General features: G+C 64.5%; 13 protein-coding genes. 2 read left to right on the top strand and 11 right to left on the bottom strand.

From position 1 onward, the window contains the following. Window positions 1–92: 92 nt before the first annotated feature. Window positions 93–788 (top strand): YceH family protein, encoded by a 696-nt coding sequence (locus AB3X89_RS12670; RefSeq protein WP_368583575.1) that lies wholly within the window; start codon window positions 93–95, stop codon window positions 786–788. A gap of 47 nt (window positions 789–835) precedes the next feature. Here the strand turns inward: AB3X89_RS12670 and AB3X89_RS12665 are convergent, their stop codons facing one another. The 6 genes from AB3X89_RS12665 to AB3X89_RS12640 form a co-directional block, all read right to left on the bottom strand. Continuing rightward, the gene (locus AB3X89_RS12665) at window positions 836–1,354 is read right to left on the bottom strand and encodes an SLATT domain-containing protein (RefSeq protein WP_176105924.1); all 519 of its coding nucleotides are present in this window, start codon (window positions 1,352–1,354) and stop codon (window positions 836–838) included. Between the two features lie 22 nt (window positions 1,355–1,376). Then, a complete protein-coding gene (locus AB3X89_RS12660; protein ID WP_176105923.1) occupies window positions 1,377–2,420 on the bottom strand; it encodes a rod shape-determining protein in 1,044 nt (347 codons plus the stop codon). A gap of 149 nt (window positions 2,421–2,569) precedes the next feature. Further along, the gene (locus tag AB3X89_RS12655) at window positions 2,570–3,427 is read right to left on the bottom strand and encodes an IclR family transcriptional regulator (protein WP_368583574.1); all 858 of its coding nucleotides are present in this window, start codon (window positions 3,425–3,427) and stop codon (window positions 2,570–2,572) included. A gap of 83 nt (window positions 3,428–3,510) precedes the next feature. Beyond that, window positions 3,511–4,239, bottom strand: coding sequence for an SDR family NAD(P)-dependent oxidoreductase (locus tag AB3X89_RS12650; RefSeq protein ID WP_368583573.1), 729 nt, complete (start codon window positions 4,237–4,239; stop codon window positions 3,511–3,513). A gap of 13 nt (window positions 4,240–4,252) precedes the next feature. After that, window positions 4,253–5,554: an MFS transporter gene (locus tag AB3X89_RS12645; RefSeq protein ID WP_368583572.1), complete on the bottom strand. Its 1,302-nt coding sequence runs from the start codon at window positions 5,552–5,554 to the stop codon at window positions 4,253–4,255. An 84-nt stretch (window positions 5,555–5,638) separates the two neighbouring features. Beyond that, on the bottom strand, window positions 5,639–6,160 hold the full coding sequence (locus AB3X89_RS12640; protein WP_368583571.1) for a 2,4'-dihydroxyacetophenone dioxygenase family protein: 522 nt from the start codon (window positions 6,158–6,160) through the stop codon (window positions 5,639–5,641). 327 nt (window positions 6,161–6,487) lie between these two features. Between AB3X89_RS12640 and AB3X89_RS12635 the strand changes: the two genes are divergently transcribed. Further along, entirely contained in the window at window positions 6,488–7,906 is a 1,419-nt protein-coding gene (locus AB3X89_RS12635) for a Do family serine endopeptidase (protein ID WP_368583570.1), read from the top strand. 63 nt (window positions 7,907–7,969) lie between these two features. On the opposite strand, the gene AB3X89_RS12630 is transcribed toward AB3X89_RS12635, so the two are convergent. The 5 genes from AB3X89_RS12630 to AB3X89_RS12610 all read right to left on the bottom strand — a co-directional run bounded on the left by AB3X89_RS12630 (window position 7,970) and on the right by AB3X89_RS12610 (window position 16,801). Then, window positions 7,970–9,475: an efflux transporter outer membrane subunit gene (locus AB3X89_RS12630; RefSeq protein ID WP_368583569.1), complete on the bottom strand. Its 1,506-nt coding sequence runs from the start codon at window positions 9,473–9,475 to the stop codon at window positions 7,970–7,972. Next, complete coding sequence (locus AB3X89_RS12625) at window positions 9,468–12,665, bottom strand: multidrug efflux RND transporter permease subunit (RefSeq protein WP_368583568.1); 3,198 nt, start codon at window positions 12,663–12,665, stop codon at window positions 9,468–9,470. The genes AB3X89_RS12630 and AB3X89_RS12625 overlap by 8 nt, the downstream gene beginning before the upstream one ends. Window positions 12,666–12,676: 11 nt before the next feature. Continuing rightward, a complete protein-coding gene (locus AB3X89_RS12620; RefSeq protein ID WP_368583567.1) occupies window positions 12,677–13,888 on the bottom strand; it encodes an efflux RND transporter periplasmic adaptor subunit in 1,212 nt (403 codons plus the stop codon). A 347-nt stretch (window positions 13,889–14,235) separates the two neighbouring features. Further along, window positions 14,236–15,702: an amino acid permease gene (locus AB3X89_RS12615; protein ID WP_368583566.1), complete on the bottom strand. Its 1,467-nt coding sequence runs from the start codon at window positions 15,700–15,702 to the stop codon at window positions 14,236–14,238. A gap of 370 nt (window positions 15,703–16,072) precedes the next feature. Next, window positions 16,073–16,801, bottom strand: coding sequence for a hypothetical protein (locus tag AB3X89_RS12610; protein WP_368583565.1), 729 nt, complete (start codon window positions 16,799–16,801; stop codon window positions 16,073–16,075). Window positions 16,802–16,969 lie beyond the last annotated feature (168 nt).

The following is a 16,969-nucleotide window of genomic DNA, read 5'->3' as shown; positions in this document are numbered from 1 at the left end:
GGCCGCGCCGCGTTTATCATAGTGGCCACCTGACAGGACGTGCCGTCCAGCCGCGAACGGCGCGCGCATCTTCCACGAGACCTCGTATCCCCATGAATTCGACTCCCGACGCTCCTTCCCGACCCTCGCTGCGCGCGCTGACCGCGCTCGAAGGACGTGTCCTCGGTGTGCTCGTCGAAAAACAGAACACAGTACCCGACAGTTATCCGCTATCGCTGAACGCGCTGACGCTCGGCTGCAATCAGAAGACCGGCCGCGCGCCGGTAATGAACGCGACCGAGGCCGAGGTGCTGACCGCCATCGACGGCTTGAAACGCCTGAGCCTCGTGTTCGAGGGCAGCAGTAGCCGCGTGCCGCGCTTCGAGCACAACATGAACCGCGTGCTCGGACTGCCGGGGCAGTCGATCGCGCTGTTGACCACGCTGCTGCTGCGCGGCCCGCAAACGGCCGCCGAATTGCGCCTGAACAGCGCGCGTCTGCATGGTTTCGCCGATATCTCGTCGGTCGAAGCGTTTCTCGACGAGCTGGCCGCGAACGATCCGCCTCGCGTCGTCCGGCTGCCGCGCATGGCGGGCGAGCGCGAGAACCGCTGGATGCATCTGTTGTGTGGCGAGGTCAGCCTCAGCGAAGCCGCGCAGTCGGCGGTGGCCGAGGACGACAGCGTGCCGCTGTCCGCATTCGAGGCGCTGAAGGCCGAGCAGAAGCGTCTCGCCGACGAAGTCAGCCGTCTGCAGGCCGTCGTGCGGCGCATGGCGGCCGAGCTGGGTATCAGCGCGGACGATTTGTGATCTGAAATGAAGACGGAAATGGAAACGGAAACGTAAAGCCGCCCGTTTCACGCGTCGCGCCGACGCGGCCTGTCCGCCAGCAACGTGCGCTGCGTGCGATAGAAGATTCGCGGCGGCACGTTCGGCGAGTCTTCGGCGAGACGGTCGAGTTCGGTACGAATGCCGGTGAGGTAGTGCGCTTCGCGCGCATCGGCGTCGCCGGCAAACACCGCTTCGAGCCGCCGGCGCACCGCGCCATAGCGCGCACCGGCCGCGCGATGTTTCTCGGCTCGCTCCGCATACCGCAGGAACGTTTGCAACGCCGCGGAAATCGCCGCCGTCACGCTGACGAGCCCAACGAATATCCGCATCTCGAACGACACCGGCGGCACGCTCAACGACGCGAACACCGCGGTGCCGACGAACGCGGTCAGCGCGGTCACCAGCCAGCCCATGCGGCGCTCGCGCGCCGACAGCAGATCCGCCATGTCGTAATGGCTCATCTGCGATTCGCGCGCGCGGCGAATCCACTTCAACAGCAACTCGGTTTCGTCGACGGGCGGCTCGTAGGCGGGCAGGGTCGTCATCGTTCAGTGGTCGGCGCGCACATCAATCGTAGGAAAACGAGCTGCCGAACTTCTCGATCCGCTCCAGCGCCATGCCCGAGCCGCGCACGACGCAGGTCAGCGGCGCCTCGGCGACGAACACCGGCAGGCCGGTTTCCTCGGCGAGCAGACGGTCGAGATCGCGCAGCAGCGCACCGCCTCCCGCGAGCGTGATGCCGCGCTCGGCGATGTCCGCGCCGAGTTCCGGCGGCGTCTGTTCCAGGGCGATCTTTACCGACGAGACGATCTGGTTCAGCGGATCGGTCAGCGCTTCGAGGATTTCGTTGCTCGACACGGTGAAGCTGCGCGGAATGCCCTCGGACATGTTGCGGCCTTTGACCTCCATCTCCATGACCTCGGAGCCCGGAAACGCGGAGCCGATTTCCTTCTTGATCGCTTCGGCGGTCTGCTCGCCGATCAGCATGCCGTAGTTGCGGCGAATGTAGTTGACGATGGCGTCGTCGAACTTGTCGCCGCCGACCCGCACCGAACCCTTGTACACGATGCCGCCGAGCGAGATCACGCCGACCTCGGTGGTGCCGCCGCCGATATCGACGACCATCGAGCCGGTCGCATCGGACACCGGCAGGCCGGCGCCCGTCGCGGCAGCCATCGGTTCCTCGATCAGATAGACCTGCGAGGCGCCCGCGCTATGCGCGGCCTCCTTGATCGCGCGACGCTCGACCTGGGTCGAACCGCAGGGCACGCAGATGATGATGCGCGGCGACGGTGCAAAAAGCCGCGCCTCATGCGCCATCTGGATGAAGCGCTTGATCATCTGCTGGGTGATGTTGAAATCGGCGATCACGCCGTCTTTCATCGGCCGGATCGCCTCGATGTTGCCCGGCACCTTGCCGAGCATCTGCTTCGCTTCGCGGCCCACGGCGAGAATGATCTTCTTGCCGTTCGGCCCGCCTTCCTGGCGGATCGACACGACCGACGGCTCGTCGAGAACGATGCCTTTGCCGCGCATGTAGATCAGCGTGTTCGACGTGCCGAGGTCGATCGCGAGGTCGTTGGAAAAGTAGCCGCGCAGAAAACCGAACATGCGTATTCCTGTCTTTGCGAAGGCGGGCGCGTTAGCGCCGCCGGGAGCTTGTCGGGGTCTGCCGCTTGCACGCGGCGGGCGGCCGGAGCGTGGGCCGCGCGACAGCAAGAATAGCAGTTTATCGACGGCCGCGGCCGCAGTATCGTTTGCTATCTGCCGCTCGCCGGACCCAGCCGCGCCGCGATCGTGCGGCATGCCGCAAGCAGCGGCTCGATGTAAGTAGCCTGCACATCGTCGCGACGACGGAAGGTCGGCATGCTGATGCTCACGCAGCCGGCCGCGCGGCCGTCCGGCCCGCGAATCGCGGCGCCGTAGCAGCAGATCGAAGCTTCGTTCTCCTCCTGATCCTCCGCGTAGCCGCGTTGCGCGGTCGCATCGATCTCGCGGCGCACGGCGTCGAGGTCGGTCAGCGTGTGCTCGGTGAAACGCGCGAGTGGCGCGTTCTTCAGCAGCGCCTCGCGCTCGGGCAATGTGAGTGTCGCCAGATACGCCTTGCCGACCGAGCTCGACGTCAGCGACACGCGCGTGCCGATGCGCGAGGCCATGCGCACCGCGTGCGGGCTTTCGAGCTTTTCGATGTAGACCATCTCGCCCTGACTCGGCACCGCGAGGTGGATCGTCTCCGACGTGAGGTCGCGCAAGGCCATCAACGCGTCGACGGCCGCGAGCCGCAGGTCCGAGCGCTCCCAGCTATGGCTCGCGAGATCGATCAGGCGCGGTCCGAGGCCGAAGGTGTTGCCGCTACCGCTCGCGATGATCAGCCCTTCGGCCTGCAATGCGGCGACGATGCGATGCACGGTCGGGCGAGGATAGCCGCTCGCCGCGCTCAGTTTCGCGACGTTGAGCGGCGTTGGCGCATCGGCGATCAGTTGCAGCACCGCAATGAACTTCGAGAACGCGGCGGCGCCGGCGACGGCCTTGGAGTCGGCTTTGTTCTCAGCGTGCCGGACGGCATCATGGCGGGCGGAGCCAGCGCGCGATGCGGGTTTGGAAGCGGAACTTGACATTACATAGAGGCAGGGCAGGGGTACGCAATTATGCTTTATCGATGGCTCAATCGACGGTGACGCCGCTTCACGCAACGACTGGCTCACGCGACGAGATACCCGCCGTCGACCGGCACAATCGCGCCCGTCATGAACGACGCCGCCGGCGTGCAGAGGAACACCGCGACCTGCGCGACTTCTGCCGGCGTGCCCCAGCGATGCAGCGGTGTCCGTTCGAGGATCGCCTGCGAGCGGCCATCGTCGTCCTGCAACGCCTGCGTGAGCGGCGTTGCGATCCAGCCAGGCGCAACCGCATTCACGCGAATGCCGTCGGCCGCATACGCGATGGCTAGCGACTTCGTTAGCTGCGCCACCGCGCCCTTGCTCGCGCTATAGGCAGGCACGAGACCGCCGCCGAAAAAACTCAGCATCGACGCCGTATTCACGATGCAGCCCGCCGACGCCTTCAGCAAGTCGCGCGCGGCCGCGCACACCCGCATCGTGCCGTTCAGATTGATATCCATCACGCGTTCGAACACGTCGAGCCGATGTTCTTCGGCGCGGCTTATCACGCCCGCGCAGTTGACCACGATGTCGAGACGCTCGAACGCGTTAACCGCTGCGCTTACGGCGTCCGCCGAGCGCACGTCCAGCGTGACGCGCGGGATCTCGCGTTCGAGCGTATCGGGTGCGCCTGCGGGCAGCGGCAAACCGGCCGCGATCGTCTGCGCCCCGAGTTGCGCGAGCGCGTTGGCGATTGCCGCGCCGATGCCGGACAAGCCGCCGGTCACGAGCGCGGTCTTGCCTTCGAGTAGCTGATTCTGGAATGTCATGTGAGAAGCCGCGTCAGGTGGGTTGGGTCTCGATCGAACTCGCGAGCGGCGCGGGCGCCACTTCCTTGACGACGAACAGATAGACGAGCGCCGCCGCGAACGCAACCGCCGCGCTGATCAGCAGCGCGTTGACGAACGAATGCGTCTGATCGACGACGATGCCCGTGATCACAGGCGCGAACGAGCCGCCCAGATAGCCGCCGAAGTTCTGCATGCTGCCGAGCGACGCGACCAGGTGGCGCGGCGCGGCGACGCTGACGAGCGCCCATGCGCTGCCGCTCGACAGGTTCACGAACAGCATCGCGAGCGACACGTAGACGATTGCGAGCGTCGTGCTCGGCGTGTAGGCGGCCGGCACCGTGAACGCGGCCGCGCCGACGAGGCCGATACACAGCGGCCATTTGCGGCTGCGGATCGGCGCCATGCCGCGCTTCAACAGATAGTCGGCGATCACGCCGCTGCTCGCCATGCCGATCGTGCCGAACACATAGGGAATGGCGACGAGCCAGCCGGTATGCGCGATGCTCAGATGACGCTCGCGCTCGAGATAGCCGGGCAGCCAGGTCAGATAGAGCCACACCATGTAGATCACGCCCATGAAGCCGAAGATCATGCCCCACGTATTGCGCAGCTTGAACAGCGCGCCCCATTCGGACCAGCTGAGGCTCTGCGGGTTTTCCTGGGCGGTCGCGCCTTCGTTCAGATGCGCGGTTTCGGCTTCGGTCAGCGCGATTTCGCTGCGATTGCGATAGACGACGTACCACGCGAGCGCGACGATAATGCCGATCACGCCCATGATGACGAACATCGTTCGCCATCCGAAGGCCAGCATCAGCACCGTGAGCAGCGGGGGCGCGATCATCGGCGCGATGGTGGATGACGAGATGAAGGTGCCGATCGGCGTGCCGCGCTCGCGTACCGCGAACCATTCGCTGACGACTTTCGCGCCAGCCGGAAACAACGGCGCCTCGGCGATGCCGAGCACGACGCGCGCGCTCAGGAAGTGATTGAGCGTCTGGATGAAGCCGCCCGCGACCTGGGCGATCGACCACACGAGCATGCCGAGGCCGAGCATCACGCGCGAACCGAAACGGTCGAGCAGTGCGCCGACCGGCAACTGAGCGAACGCATACGACAACGAGAATGCGGACAGCAGCAACCCCATCTGTGAAGCCGACAGATGCAATTCCTCGCTGACCAGATGATTCGCGATCGACAGCGTGCTGCGGTCGAGATAATTGACGATGCCCGCAACCGTCAGGAAGACGACGGCGACCACCTGGATACGTTTCAGACGTTGCGACTTCTGAAGCATGCTTGTCTCCTGCGCAATGGGTCCTGCTGTGTCGGGATGGTGTTGCTGTGACTCCGGGTATTGCAGAGTCGTTGGGCGTGTTGTTTACCGGATGAACTGGTCGACGTAGTCTTCGCCGAGCCCGACCGCCGTGTAGTGCTTGCGGCACATGTCGATCTTCGTGAACACGTCTTCGTAGCCGGTGTAGTTGCCGTATGGATCGCAATAGAACATCACGCCGTTGACCTGGAAGTACGTGATCATTTCCTCGACGTCTTCGGGCACATATAAGGTATGCGTTTCGCCCGGCGGCTCGTACACGTAGCTGCCTTCGGTCGCGACCCAGTCATGTTCGAGATAGCGCCAGTGGCCCTTGAGCACCATGCCGTGCACGGCCTGCGGATGACGATGGCGGCTCAGCACACCCGAGCGGCGCACGCGCAGCAGATTCATCCAGTATCCCTGCGACGCATTCAGACATAGCGGACGGAACGACACGTTTTCGGCCTGCGGGACCCACACGCGTTCGTCGGTCGGAATCGCGAAGGGCACGACGATTTCCTTTCGCGCTTCCTTCGGGAACGGCAGTTGGTACGGCGTCAAAGCGGATTGATTAGCCTCTGGCATGCGGAAATTCCTCGCGAAGTGTGCTCAAAGAACTTCATGTCCACATGGTGGATATCAAGTCCACGATATGGCTATTATCGGAACCGGTTTCGGCGGGGTCAATCCTGGGGAAATCACCGGTCGGGCACGATAAACCACACGTCAATTCATGCTCACGTCGCGCGACAGATGCACGCGCAACGGTGGCCGCAAGCGCGCACGCGCAAATAGCCCATAAATCAAGGCTTCTTCGCCCGTTCTGATCGAGCACCATCTTTAAGCCTTGTTTAAGAGGAGGCCACTACATTACGCATCCATCTCGAAATTTTCGGCAATATTCCCTTGACTATGACCACGAAAAAATACTGGAGCGGTAGCGCTGCGATTTGCGTAGTACTCGCCTTTGGCGGCGCGTATGCGCTCAGCCATCGCAATGCCGATGCGTCCGTGAGCGACACGCAGGGCCCGACGTCGTCGCTGCACGCGGCGGCGGATATCGTCGGCTCGCGCTCGTCGGCACCGGACTTCTCCAGCATCGTCACGCGCTATGGTCCGGCGGTCGTGCATATCGGCGTCAAGGCAGCCGCGTCGATCGACGAGAACGGTCAACGCAAGAGCGGCGGCGAAGCGCTCGGCTCGGGCTTCATCATCAGCCAGGACGGGTACATCCTGACCAACAATCACGTCGTCGACGGCGCGACCAGCGTGAGCGTGAAGCTCACCGACGGCCGTGAATTCCGCGCCCGGGTGATCGGCAAGGACAAGACCACCGACGTCGCCGTCGTCAAGATCGACGCGAACAATCTACCGACCGTGAAGATCGGCAACCCGGACAGCAGCAAGGTCGGCGAATGGGTCGTGGCCATCGGCTCGCCGTACGGCTTCGACAGCACGGTGACTTCGGGCATCATCAGCGCGAAATCGCGCTCGATGTCCGACGACAGCCCGATCCCGTTCATCCAGACCGACGTGCCGGTCAATCCGGGCAACTCGGGCGGTCCCCTGTTCAATCTGAATGGCGAAGTGATCGGCATCAACTCGATGATCTACTCCCGCACTGGCGGCTTCCAGGGTCTGTCGTTCGCGATTCCGATCGATGCGGCGATGCATGTGAAAGACCAGCTCGTGAGCACTGGTCACGTGACTCGCGGCCGCATCGGCGTGGCCGTGCAGCCGCTCAGCGCTGACAAGGCGAAGGCGCTCGGCCTCGACTCGACGGGCGGCGCACTGGTCGGCTCCGTCGATCCGAATGGTCCCGCGCACGCAGCCGGTCTGCGCCAGGGCGACGTGATCGTCGGCGTGAATGGCAAGCATATCGATAACACCAGGGAATTGGTCGGTCAGGTTGCGCAACTGTCGCCGGGAAGCAAAGCGACGATCAGCGTGTGGCGCAACGGCAGCGAAAACAAGCTGTCGGTGACGGTAGGCGCGCAGCAAGCGCAGGACATGGCGTCGGCCCAGCCGCGCGAAGAGCAGCAGGAGCAACCGCAGCAGCAGAACCGTCCGCGTCTGGGCGTCGCCGTGCGTCCGCTGAGCCGCGACGAACTGCAGCAAGCGCAGCTGCCGGGCGGCGTGGTGGTGCAGCAGGCCACCGGTCCGGCCGCCGAGGCAGGCATTCAGGCGGGCGACATCATCGTTGCCGTCGACGGCAAGGTGATTCGCGGCGTCGAGCAGCTGCGCCGCATGATCGCGCAGGCGGACGAAAGCGTGTCCGTCACCGTGGTGCGCGATGGCGAACAGGCGTCGGTCGACGTGACGCTTGGCTGATGAGTAGAACCCGCCGGTGCAATGCCGGCGGCGGGCACGACGCGCTGATGCAGCGCGCGTGCCTCAGTTGGACGGCTGGACCCCATCCGCGTGAGACGTGCTTTGCGATACGTTCGGCGGCTCGTCGGGTCCGCCCCCCAACGCGACGTAAAGCGACACGCCATTCTGCAACGCTGTCGCCCGAAGCTGGATCAATTGCTGCTCGGCGGCAAACTGATTGCGTCGCGCATCCACTACCTCCAGATAGATCGAGATCCCGTTTTCGTAACGCAGCTCCGCCGTTTCGGCGAGCTGCCGCTGCGCCTGCACCGCCTGTTCCTGCGCCGCGATCTGCTCCTTGTAGCGTTGCCGTGCGACCAATGCATCGGAGACCTCGCGAAACGCGTTCTGCACCGTGCGCTGATAGTCGGCGACCAGTTCGTCGCGCCGCGCGCGCGCCTGCGCGAGTTGCGCCTGGCGCTGTCCCGCATCGAAGATCGGCATGCCGACCAGCGCGCCGAACGACCACGCCTGCTTGGCCGGCACGAACAGATCCCCGAGTTCCGGCGACACATAACCGAAGCTGCCCGTCAGCGCGATGCGCGGGAAAAAGTCCGCGCGAGCGGCGCCGATGTCGGCATTGGCCGCGCGCAGCTGCTGCTCGGCCTGCTGGATGTCCGGCCGGTCGATCAGCAACGCGGAGGGCAGGCCCGCATCGAGTTCGCGGAACTGCGCGGCGTCGGCGATCGGCGGCGCTTGCGGTAGCGCCTCGTTCAGCGGCCCGCCGATCAGCACCTCGAGCAGATTGCGCTGCTGCGCGGTGGTTCGTTGCAGCTCCGCGAGCTGCGTCTGCGCCTGCGTGACGAGAATGGCGGCCTGGTCGTAATCGACCATCGACGTGACGCCCGCATCGAGCCGCATCTTCGCGACTTCCAGCGCGTAGCGCCGACTGTCGAGCGTCCGTTGCGCGAGCGCGATGCCTTCTTCCCCCGAACGGATCGCGTAGTAGTTCGACGCGACATTGCCGATCAGCGACAAACGGAACGCGTGCTGCGCGTCGACGGTGGCCAGATACCGGCGCCGCGCCGCTTCGCTGGTATTGCGCACGCGCCCCCAGAAGTCGAGTTCGAACGACGTCACCGCGGCCTGCACGTTGTACTGGTTGAACTGGACCGAGATGTCCGTGTTGTCGAACTCGGGGTCGATCGAACCGAGCGGCGCCTTCGTGCGGGTCGCACCCGCGTTCGCATTGACCTGCGGCAAACGCGCGGCGTTCTGGATGCGATAAAACGCGCGCGCCTGCTCGATGCGCGCGATCGACGCGGCGAGATCGCGGTTGTGCTCGAGCGCGGCCTCGATCAGCAGCTTCAGTCGCGGATCGGCGAAGAAGGTCTGCCAATCGACTTCGCTTGCCAGATGCGCGGCGGCCGGATTGACGGTCTCCGTCGTGTCGAAATGATCGGCGATCGGCAGCGAGGGCTGCTGATACTTCGGCGCAAAGTTGCAGGCGGCGAGCGAGCAGCAGAAGAGGGGCAGCAGCAGGCGCTGATGAAGGCACCGATGAAGGCTCGGATGAAGGCTCTTAGGCATCGCGCTGCCCTCTACCCAATTCGCCCGGCGTGGCCGTCGGCCGATCGTCATCGTCGAGATCGATGCTGCGCTTCTTGCGGCTCAGCCAGCGACGCGCGGCCACGTAGAACAGCGGCGTAAAGAAGATGCCGAACATCGTCGCGGTCAGCATGCTGCCCATCACGCCGGTGCCGACCGCACGCCGGCTCGCAGCGCCCGCGCCGGTCGCGAGCACGAGCGGCAGCATGCCCAACACGAACGTGACGCTCGTCATCAGAATAGGGCGCAGACGCTGCTGTGCGCCGTTCTTCGCAGCGGCCAGCGCATCCTTTCCTTCGGCTTCCTCCTTGATCGCGAACTCGACGATCAGAATCGCGTTCTTTGCGGCAAGGCCGATGATCGTCACGAGGCCGATGTTGAAGTACACGTCCGCTGACAGTCCGCGCAGCATCGTCAGCAGTACCGCGCCAATCACGCCGAACGGGATGATCAGCAACACCGCGACCGGAATCGCCCAGCTCTCGTACAGCGCCGCGAGCAGCAGGAACACGACGACGAGCGACAATCCCAGCAGCATGCCGATCTGCCCGCTCGCCTGTTTTTCCTCGAACGCAGTGCCGGTCCATTCGTAGCTCAGGCTGCCGGTCAACACGTGCGACGCGATGCGTTCCATCTCGGCGATCGCCGCGCCGCTCGAACGGCCGGGCGCGGCCTGCCCAGACAGCGTCGCGGACGGAAAGCCGTTATAGCGTTCGAGTTGCTGCGGCCCGGAAATCCAGCGCACGTGCGAGAACGCCGAGAACGGCACCATCTCGCCGCGGTTGTTGCGCAGGCGCAGTGCGCTCACGTCCTCGGCGCGCATGCGTTGCTCGGCGTCAGCCTGCAACAGCACGCGCAGCACGTTGCCCTCGAACACGAAGTCGTTCACGTAGTTCGAACCGAACGTCAGCGCGAGCGCCTGGTTCACCTGACCGATCTGCAGACCGAGCGCGCGCGCCTTCACGCGATCGATCTCGACATAGAGTTGCGGCGCCTCCGGCATGCCCTCGGCGCGCACGCCCGCAAGAAGAGGGCTTTGCGACGCATCGATCATCATGCGCTGCGCGGCCTGTTGCAGCGCTTCGCCGCCGACGCCGCTACGATCCTGGATCTTCATCGTGAAGCCGGTCGCGGTGCCGAGCGACGGAATCGGCGGCGGATCGAGCGCGAAAATGATCGCCTCGGGAATCTGCCGGAACGCCGCATTCGCGCGGCGCACCAGCGCGCTCGCCGAATTTTCCTCGCCCGAGCGCTCGTCCCATGGCTTCAGATCGACGAACGACAGCGCCGCCGATTGCCCCTGACCGAAGAAGCTGAAGCCCGTCACGGACGCGACGTTGCGCACCTGCGGCTGCGTTCGCAAGAACGCCTCGACCTGATCGATCGCACGCTGCGTGCGCTGGTCGGTCGAACCCGGCGGCCCGGTATAGGTGACGAATATGTATCCCTGGTCCTCGGTCGGCAGAAAGCCGGTCGGCAGCCGCGTGAAGAAAAACGCGGTGATCGCGCAGGCCGCGACGAACACCAGCAGCCAGCGCAGCGGCGCGCGCAGCATCGCATCGACGCCGCCGATATAGCGCGTGGTGCCCGCGTCGAGCGCGCGATTGAAGCCGCCGAACACGCCGTGCAGCAGACGTGACGCGGGGTTCTTCGGCCGTCGCTTTGCGGCCGCCTCGCTGCGCAACATCGCCGCGCACAACGCCGCGCCGAGTGTCAGCGCCAGCACCGTCGACAGCAGGATCGACACCGCCAGCGTGACCGAAAACTGCCGGTAGATGCCGCCCGTCGAGCCAGGAAAAAACGCCATCGGAATGAACACCGCGACGAGCACCAGCGTACTCGCGATCGCCGCTCCCGATATCTGCCCGATCGCTTTGACGGTTGCGCGCGGCGCGCCGAGCCCTTCCTCGCGCATGATGCGCGCGACGTTTTCGACGACGACGATCGCGTCGTCGTTGAGGATACCGATCGCGACCACCATGCCGAACAGCGACAGAATGTTGATCGACAGCCCGAACAGATAGAGCCCCGCGCAGGTGCCGATCAGCGCGATCGGCACGACGATCGTCGGGATCACGGTCGCGCGCCAGTCCTGCAGGAACAGGAACACCACGACCGTCACGAGCAGCAGCGCTTCGACCATCGTGCGGATCACGCCCTGCACCGAGGTCGTGATGAACGGCGTGGTGTCGAACGGCACGGTCCACGTGACGCCGCGCGGGAAGATCGGCTGTAATTCGCGCATGCGCTGGCGCACCGCGTTCGCTACCGCGAGCGCATTCGCGCCGCTCGCGAGCTGGATCGCGATGCCGGCCGACGCCTTGCCGTTGACGGTGAGCCGGTTGCCATAGCTGTCGTTGCCGAGTTCGACGCGCGCGACGTCGCCTACCCGCACGGTCGAGCCATCCGGATTCGCGCGCACGATGATCTCGCGGAACTGCTCGGGCGTGGTGAAGCGGCTTTGCGTGACGATCTGCGCGGTGAATTCGGAGCCCGGCGCGATCGGCTGATCGCCGAGGCCGCCGCCGGCGGTCTGGCTGTTCTGTTCCTGGATCGCCTGCAGCACCTCGCTTGCCGACAGACCAAAGCCCGCGAGCTTGCGCGGATCGATCCAGATTCGCATCGCGTACGACGAGCCGAACAGCTGCACGTCGCCGACGCCGTCGATCCGGCGCAACTCGTTGACGATGTTGTTCGTCGCGAAGTTGCCCATCGCGACGGCGCTGGTGGAGCTGTCGGTCGCCTGCAGCGCAAGCAGCATCAGAAAGCCCGACGACGCCTTCGTCACGCGCACACCGACCTGCCGGACTTCGAGCGGCAGGCGCGGCTCGACGCGGCTCAGACGGTCCTGCACCTGGCTGCGCGCGACGTCGAGATCGGTGCCGGGCTTCAGCACCACGGTGATCTGCATCGTGCCGTTCGAGCGGCTCACCGACGACATGTACAGGAAATTGTCGATGCCATTCATCTCGTCTTCGACGATCGACGTGACGGTACGCTCGAGCGTGTTCGCGTCGGCGCCGCTGTACACCGCGGCGATGCTGAGCGACGGCGGGGCGACGTCGGGGTACTGCTCGACCGGCAACAGCGCGAGCGCGATCGCGCCGAACAGCACGATAAACAGGGCGATGACCCACGCGAAAACCGGCCGGGCGACGAAGAATCGATTCATCGGCCCGCCCGTCAGTGCGCGGCAGAAGCGGGGGCGGGGGGCGCGGCCGGCTGCGCCGCTGGCGAAGCATCGGGCGCGGGCCGCGCGTCGACGTGCTGACCCGGTTGCACCTTCTGCCAGCCGTCGACGATCAGGCGCTCGCCGGGCTTCAGGCCACCGCGCACGGTCCAGCATCCTTCGCCCTGTTCGCCTAGATCGATGTTGCGGCGAACCACGGTGCCGTCGTCGGCGACCAGCGCGACGCTCGCAACGCCGTTGTCGAGTTGCACCGCCCGCTCGGGAATACGGATGCCCTGCAGCGTGCCCGCCGCGATGATGCGCCCGCGCACGAACTGCCCCGGCAACAGCGTGCGGTCCGGATTCGCGAAGCGCGCGCGCACCGTCTGCGTGCCGGTCGACGGATCGATGACGAGATCGGCGAAGTCGAGAAAACCGCGCTCGTTGTAGACCTGGCCGTTGGCGAGGATCAGTTGCACCTCGACGTGCTTCATGCTGGTCGGCTTGCGCGCGCCCGACTGGATCTGCTGCTCGACATCGAGCATCACAGTATTCGACTGCGTGAACACCGCGTTGATCGGCGTCAGCTGATTGACTTGCGTGAGCAGCGTTGCCGCGCCCGCGCTGACGAGCGCGCCTTCGGTGACGAGCGCGCGGCCCGCGCGCCCGGCGATCGGCGTGCGTATGATGCAGCGATCCAGCCGCAGTTGCGCAAGCGCAACCGCCGCTTGCGCATCGGAGACATTGGCCTGCGCCTGCTGCATCGTCGCGAGCGCGGCGTCGTATTCCTGCGCGCTGACCGCATGACGGCCGACGAGCGGCTTGAACCGCTCCACGACCGACGCCGCGTTGTCTCGCACGGCGGTCGCGCGCGTGAGCGCGGCCTGCGCCTGCTGCAACTGCGCGCGATAGTCGCTCGCGTCGATCTGGAAGAGCGGGGCGTTGGCCGGCAGGTCCGTGCCTTCCTGATAGAGCGTGCGCTCGACGATGCCATCGACGCGCGCGCGAATCTCGGCGGTACGCACGGCCTCGATGCGGCCCGGCAACTCGACCACATCGGCGACAGGGGTGGTGGAAACCGTTTCGACCAGCACGGGAACCGGCGGCGGCATCGACGCGGCGGTGGGAGTCTGCGACCGGTCGTTGCAGGCGGCAAGCAGGAGCGGCAAACCGGTAACAAGCAGCGATACGGCACGACTACGCAGGCGGAATGCGGAGCAAAGCAAGCGAAACTCCTTTGATCAAGGCAGCCTTTTTTGCGCGTGAGATCGGTGACGGTTTTACCGGTTTGCGGTCGAATTAACTATTGGGAACGAGTGTGGGCGCGTTAATGCGCGGAAAAATATTTCCGTTGATCCTACCGTGTCTGGGTGGCTTGTCAATTTATTCTTGGTGTCGCGAGCAGGACCAGGCTTCGCGCTCGCAAACGCGGCACCACGTGGATCGCCGGATAGAGACGCAGCGCGCATGTCCAAAGAGACCGGCAGGTTGAATGGCAATCGTCAATTACATGTCAATTGCCCATCCGGTAATCGCGGCTATTTAAAGGCATGCAATTGTCACTGAATAACAGTCACGTACGCTTGCGCTCCGGATGGCGCAACACCGAATGATTGCGGCCGTATGACAGATAAATCGTCATGCCGATCACGAGCCACACGACGAGACGCAGCCACGTGACGAGCGGCAGGCCGACCATCAGCAGCAGGCAGAACAGGATGCCGAGCACTGGCACGACCGGTACGCCGGGTGCCCGGAATGGACGCGCCGCCTCGGAGTCGCTGCGCCGCAGATAGATCACCGCGCCGCACACGAGCACGAACGCGAACAGCGTGCCGATGCTGACCATCTCGCCGAGTACGCCGATCGGCGTCAGCGCCGAGACGATCGCGACGACCGTGCCGATCAGGATCTGGCTCAGATAAGGTGTGTGCAGACGCAGATGCACCTTCGCGAAAAAGTGCGGCAACAGACCGTCCTGCGACATCGTGAAGAAGATGCGGCTTTGTCCATAGAGCAGCACGAGTATCACGGTGGTCAGCCCCGTCAACGCGCCGATTTTGATCAGTATCGCGAACCACGTGAGCCCGATCGTGTCGACGCCCTTGGCGATCGGATCGGGAACGTTCAGCTCGGTGTACGGAACGAGGCCGGTCAGCACGGCGGCAACGAGGATGTACAGCACCGTGCAGATGACCAGCGAGCCGAGAATGCCGATCGGCATGTCGCGCTGCGGCTGTCGCGCCTCCTGCGCGGCGGTCGACACCGCATCGAAGCCGATGAACGCGAAGAACACCACGGCCGAGCCGCGCAGAATGCCGCTCATGCCGAAACTGCCGAACTGGCCGGTGTTGGCAGGAATGAACGGATGCCAGTGTTCCGGCTTGATGAAAAACACGCCGATCGCGATGAACGCGACCACCACGGTCAGCTTGACCGCGACCATCACGTTGTTCAGGCGCGCCGATTCCTTGGTCCCCAACACGAGCAACGTGGTCAGGATTGCGATGATCACCACCGCCGGCAGGTTGATCACGCCGGTGACCGTCGAGCCATCGGCCAGTTTGACGACGGTGCCGGGGGCGGCGGCGAGGGTAGCTGGGATGTCGATACCGACGTTGCGCAACAGGCTCACGATATAGCCGGACCAGCCGACCGCGACGGTCGCGGCGCCCATCGCGTACTCGAGGATCAGATCCCAGCCGATGATCCACGCAAAGATTTCGCCGAGCGTCGCATACGTATACGTGTAGCTGCTGCCGCACACGGGCAGCATCGCCGCGAGCTCCGAATAGCACAGGCCGACGAACGCGCACGCGATGCCGCCCAGGATGAACGACAGCGTGATGGCCGGCCCCGCGAACTGCGCGGCGGCGGTCCCCGTCAGCACGAAGATGCCGGCGCCGATGATCGCGCCGATGCCCATCGCGGTGATACTCGTCGCGCCCAGCGTTTTGGACAGATGACGGCCTTCTTCGACGTCGGCGCTGGCGACGATCTCAGCGATGGTTTTGCGTGCCATGTAACCGGTATCGGCCATGATGAGTCGTCCCTTTTCAGTGTTGATTAGGCACGAACCGGTCGGACCGCCATCGGCTCGTGGAGCACGACAAAAACATCCGTCGCCGCGCACGGCAACGGTCACGGCAAGTGCGAAGAAAGCGTCTTACGGAAAAAGTCTGGATTCAGTCTATGCCGGATTAAAAGCAAAGTGAAATCGGCTTGCTTCGACGGGGCGATAGGGCAGTGACGTGGCCGGCGCGCGCAGCAGCGGCGTGCTGTGCGCCGGTGTGCATTTGTGCATTGCGATCCCGCATGCAGACGCCTGCTGTCCGATGCAGTAGAACTTACGATGTGCGCTTGCGATACCGGCAAGGAAAGGTGGCGATTTCAGCCTTGCGAGGCGGACCTCAGCCGATACGCCCGCGCCGCAGCACGCCGCTCAGGCCGAGCGAGTGACCGGGGTCGTAGTAGTGAATCAGGAGCGTGCGCCGCTGCCCGTTCTGTACGTCGAGGTTCGCATGCTGAAGCGCAAAGCCGTTGAATTCGTAGACGCTGCCCGGTTTGACCGGAATGCGCTTGCAGTTGCCCACACGCAGATCATGCAGGGTATGCCAGCTGCGCCAACTGAGCGGCAGGCTATGCAGGAAACCATGCCGCATCTTGCAGATCACGTTGGTCAGCGTCGTGACCGACAGGCGCGGCTTGCAATACATCACGAGATCGCCGTTGTGAACGCCGTCGGGTGCGAGCTGAAGCGGAATCAGCAGCGTCAGCAGGTGCGAGTCGTAGTGGCGGCAGTGGCTCTCCGCCAGCGAAGCCTTGCTCGCGCAACGCAGTACGTGGAACGGCTCGGCCGGTAAGTTTGTCTGCCCGATCCTGGCGGCCATCGCGCGCGCATTCGCGCAGATCGACTGCTCGAGTTCGCGAAAGGCCTGAACGCCACGCAGCATCCCGGCAATCTTCGCGCCGGATTGCGAGCGCGGAGCGGTCGTGTCAAACAAATGGTCGATGAACTGGTTGATTTCGGCGATCGTCTCCTGGGGAATTACGTCGTCAAAAGATTTCAGGGCGACGCTTTGGTCGATTCGGATCCGGTTAATCTCAGTGTGCCCACGCACGTCTGTCAGGGTGTCCATAGCCCAAATTCCATTCGTTTTTTTGCGCTACAACCGTAATGAAAAATATTCCCTACTAGCCGCGCACAATGTGCGGCAGCGTACGTAAAGTCCTCAGGTCATTGATTCCGATCATTAAATCTAAAGTCGGACTTCTCTGGCTGCTTTTCTAATCTCGTTACGAGAATT

Source organism: Paraburkholderia sp. BR14320 (assembly GCF_040948665.1).
Taxonomy (GTDB): domain Bacteria; phylum Pseudomonadota; class Gammaproteobacteria; order Burkholderiales; family Burkholderiaceae; genus Paraburkholderia; species Paraburkholderia youngii.
The sequence above is the reverse complement of the archived record's forward strand: the minus strand, read 5'-3'. Positions and strand labels throughout refer to the sequence as shown.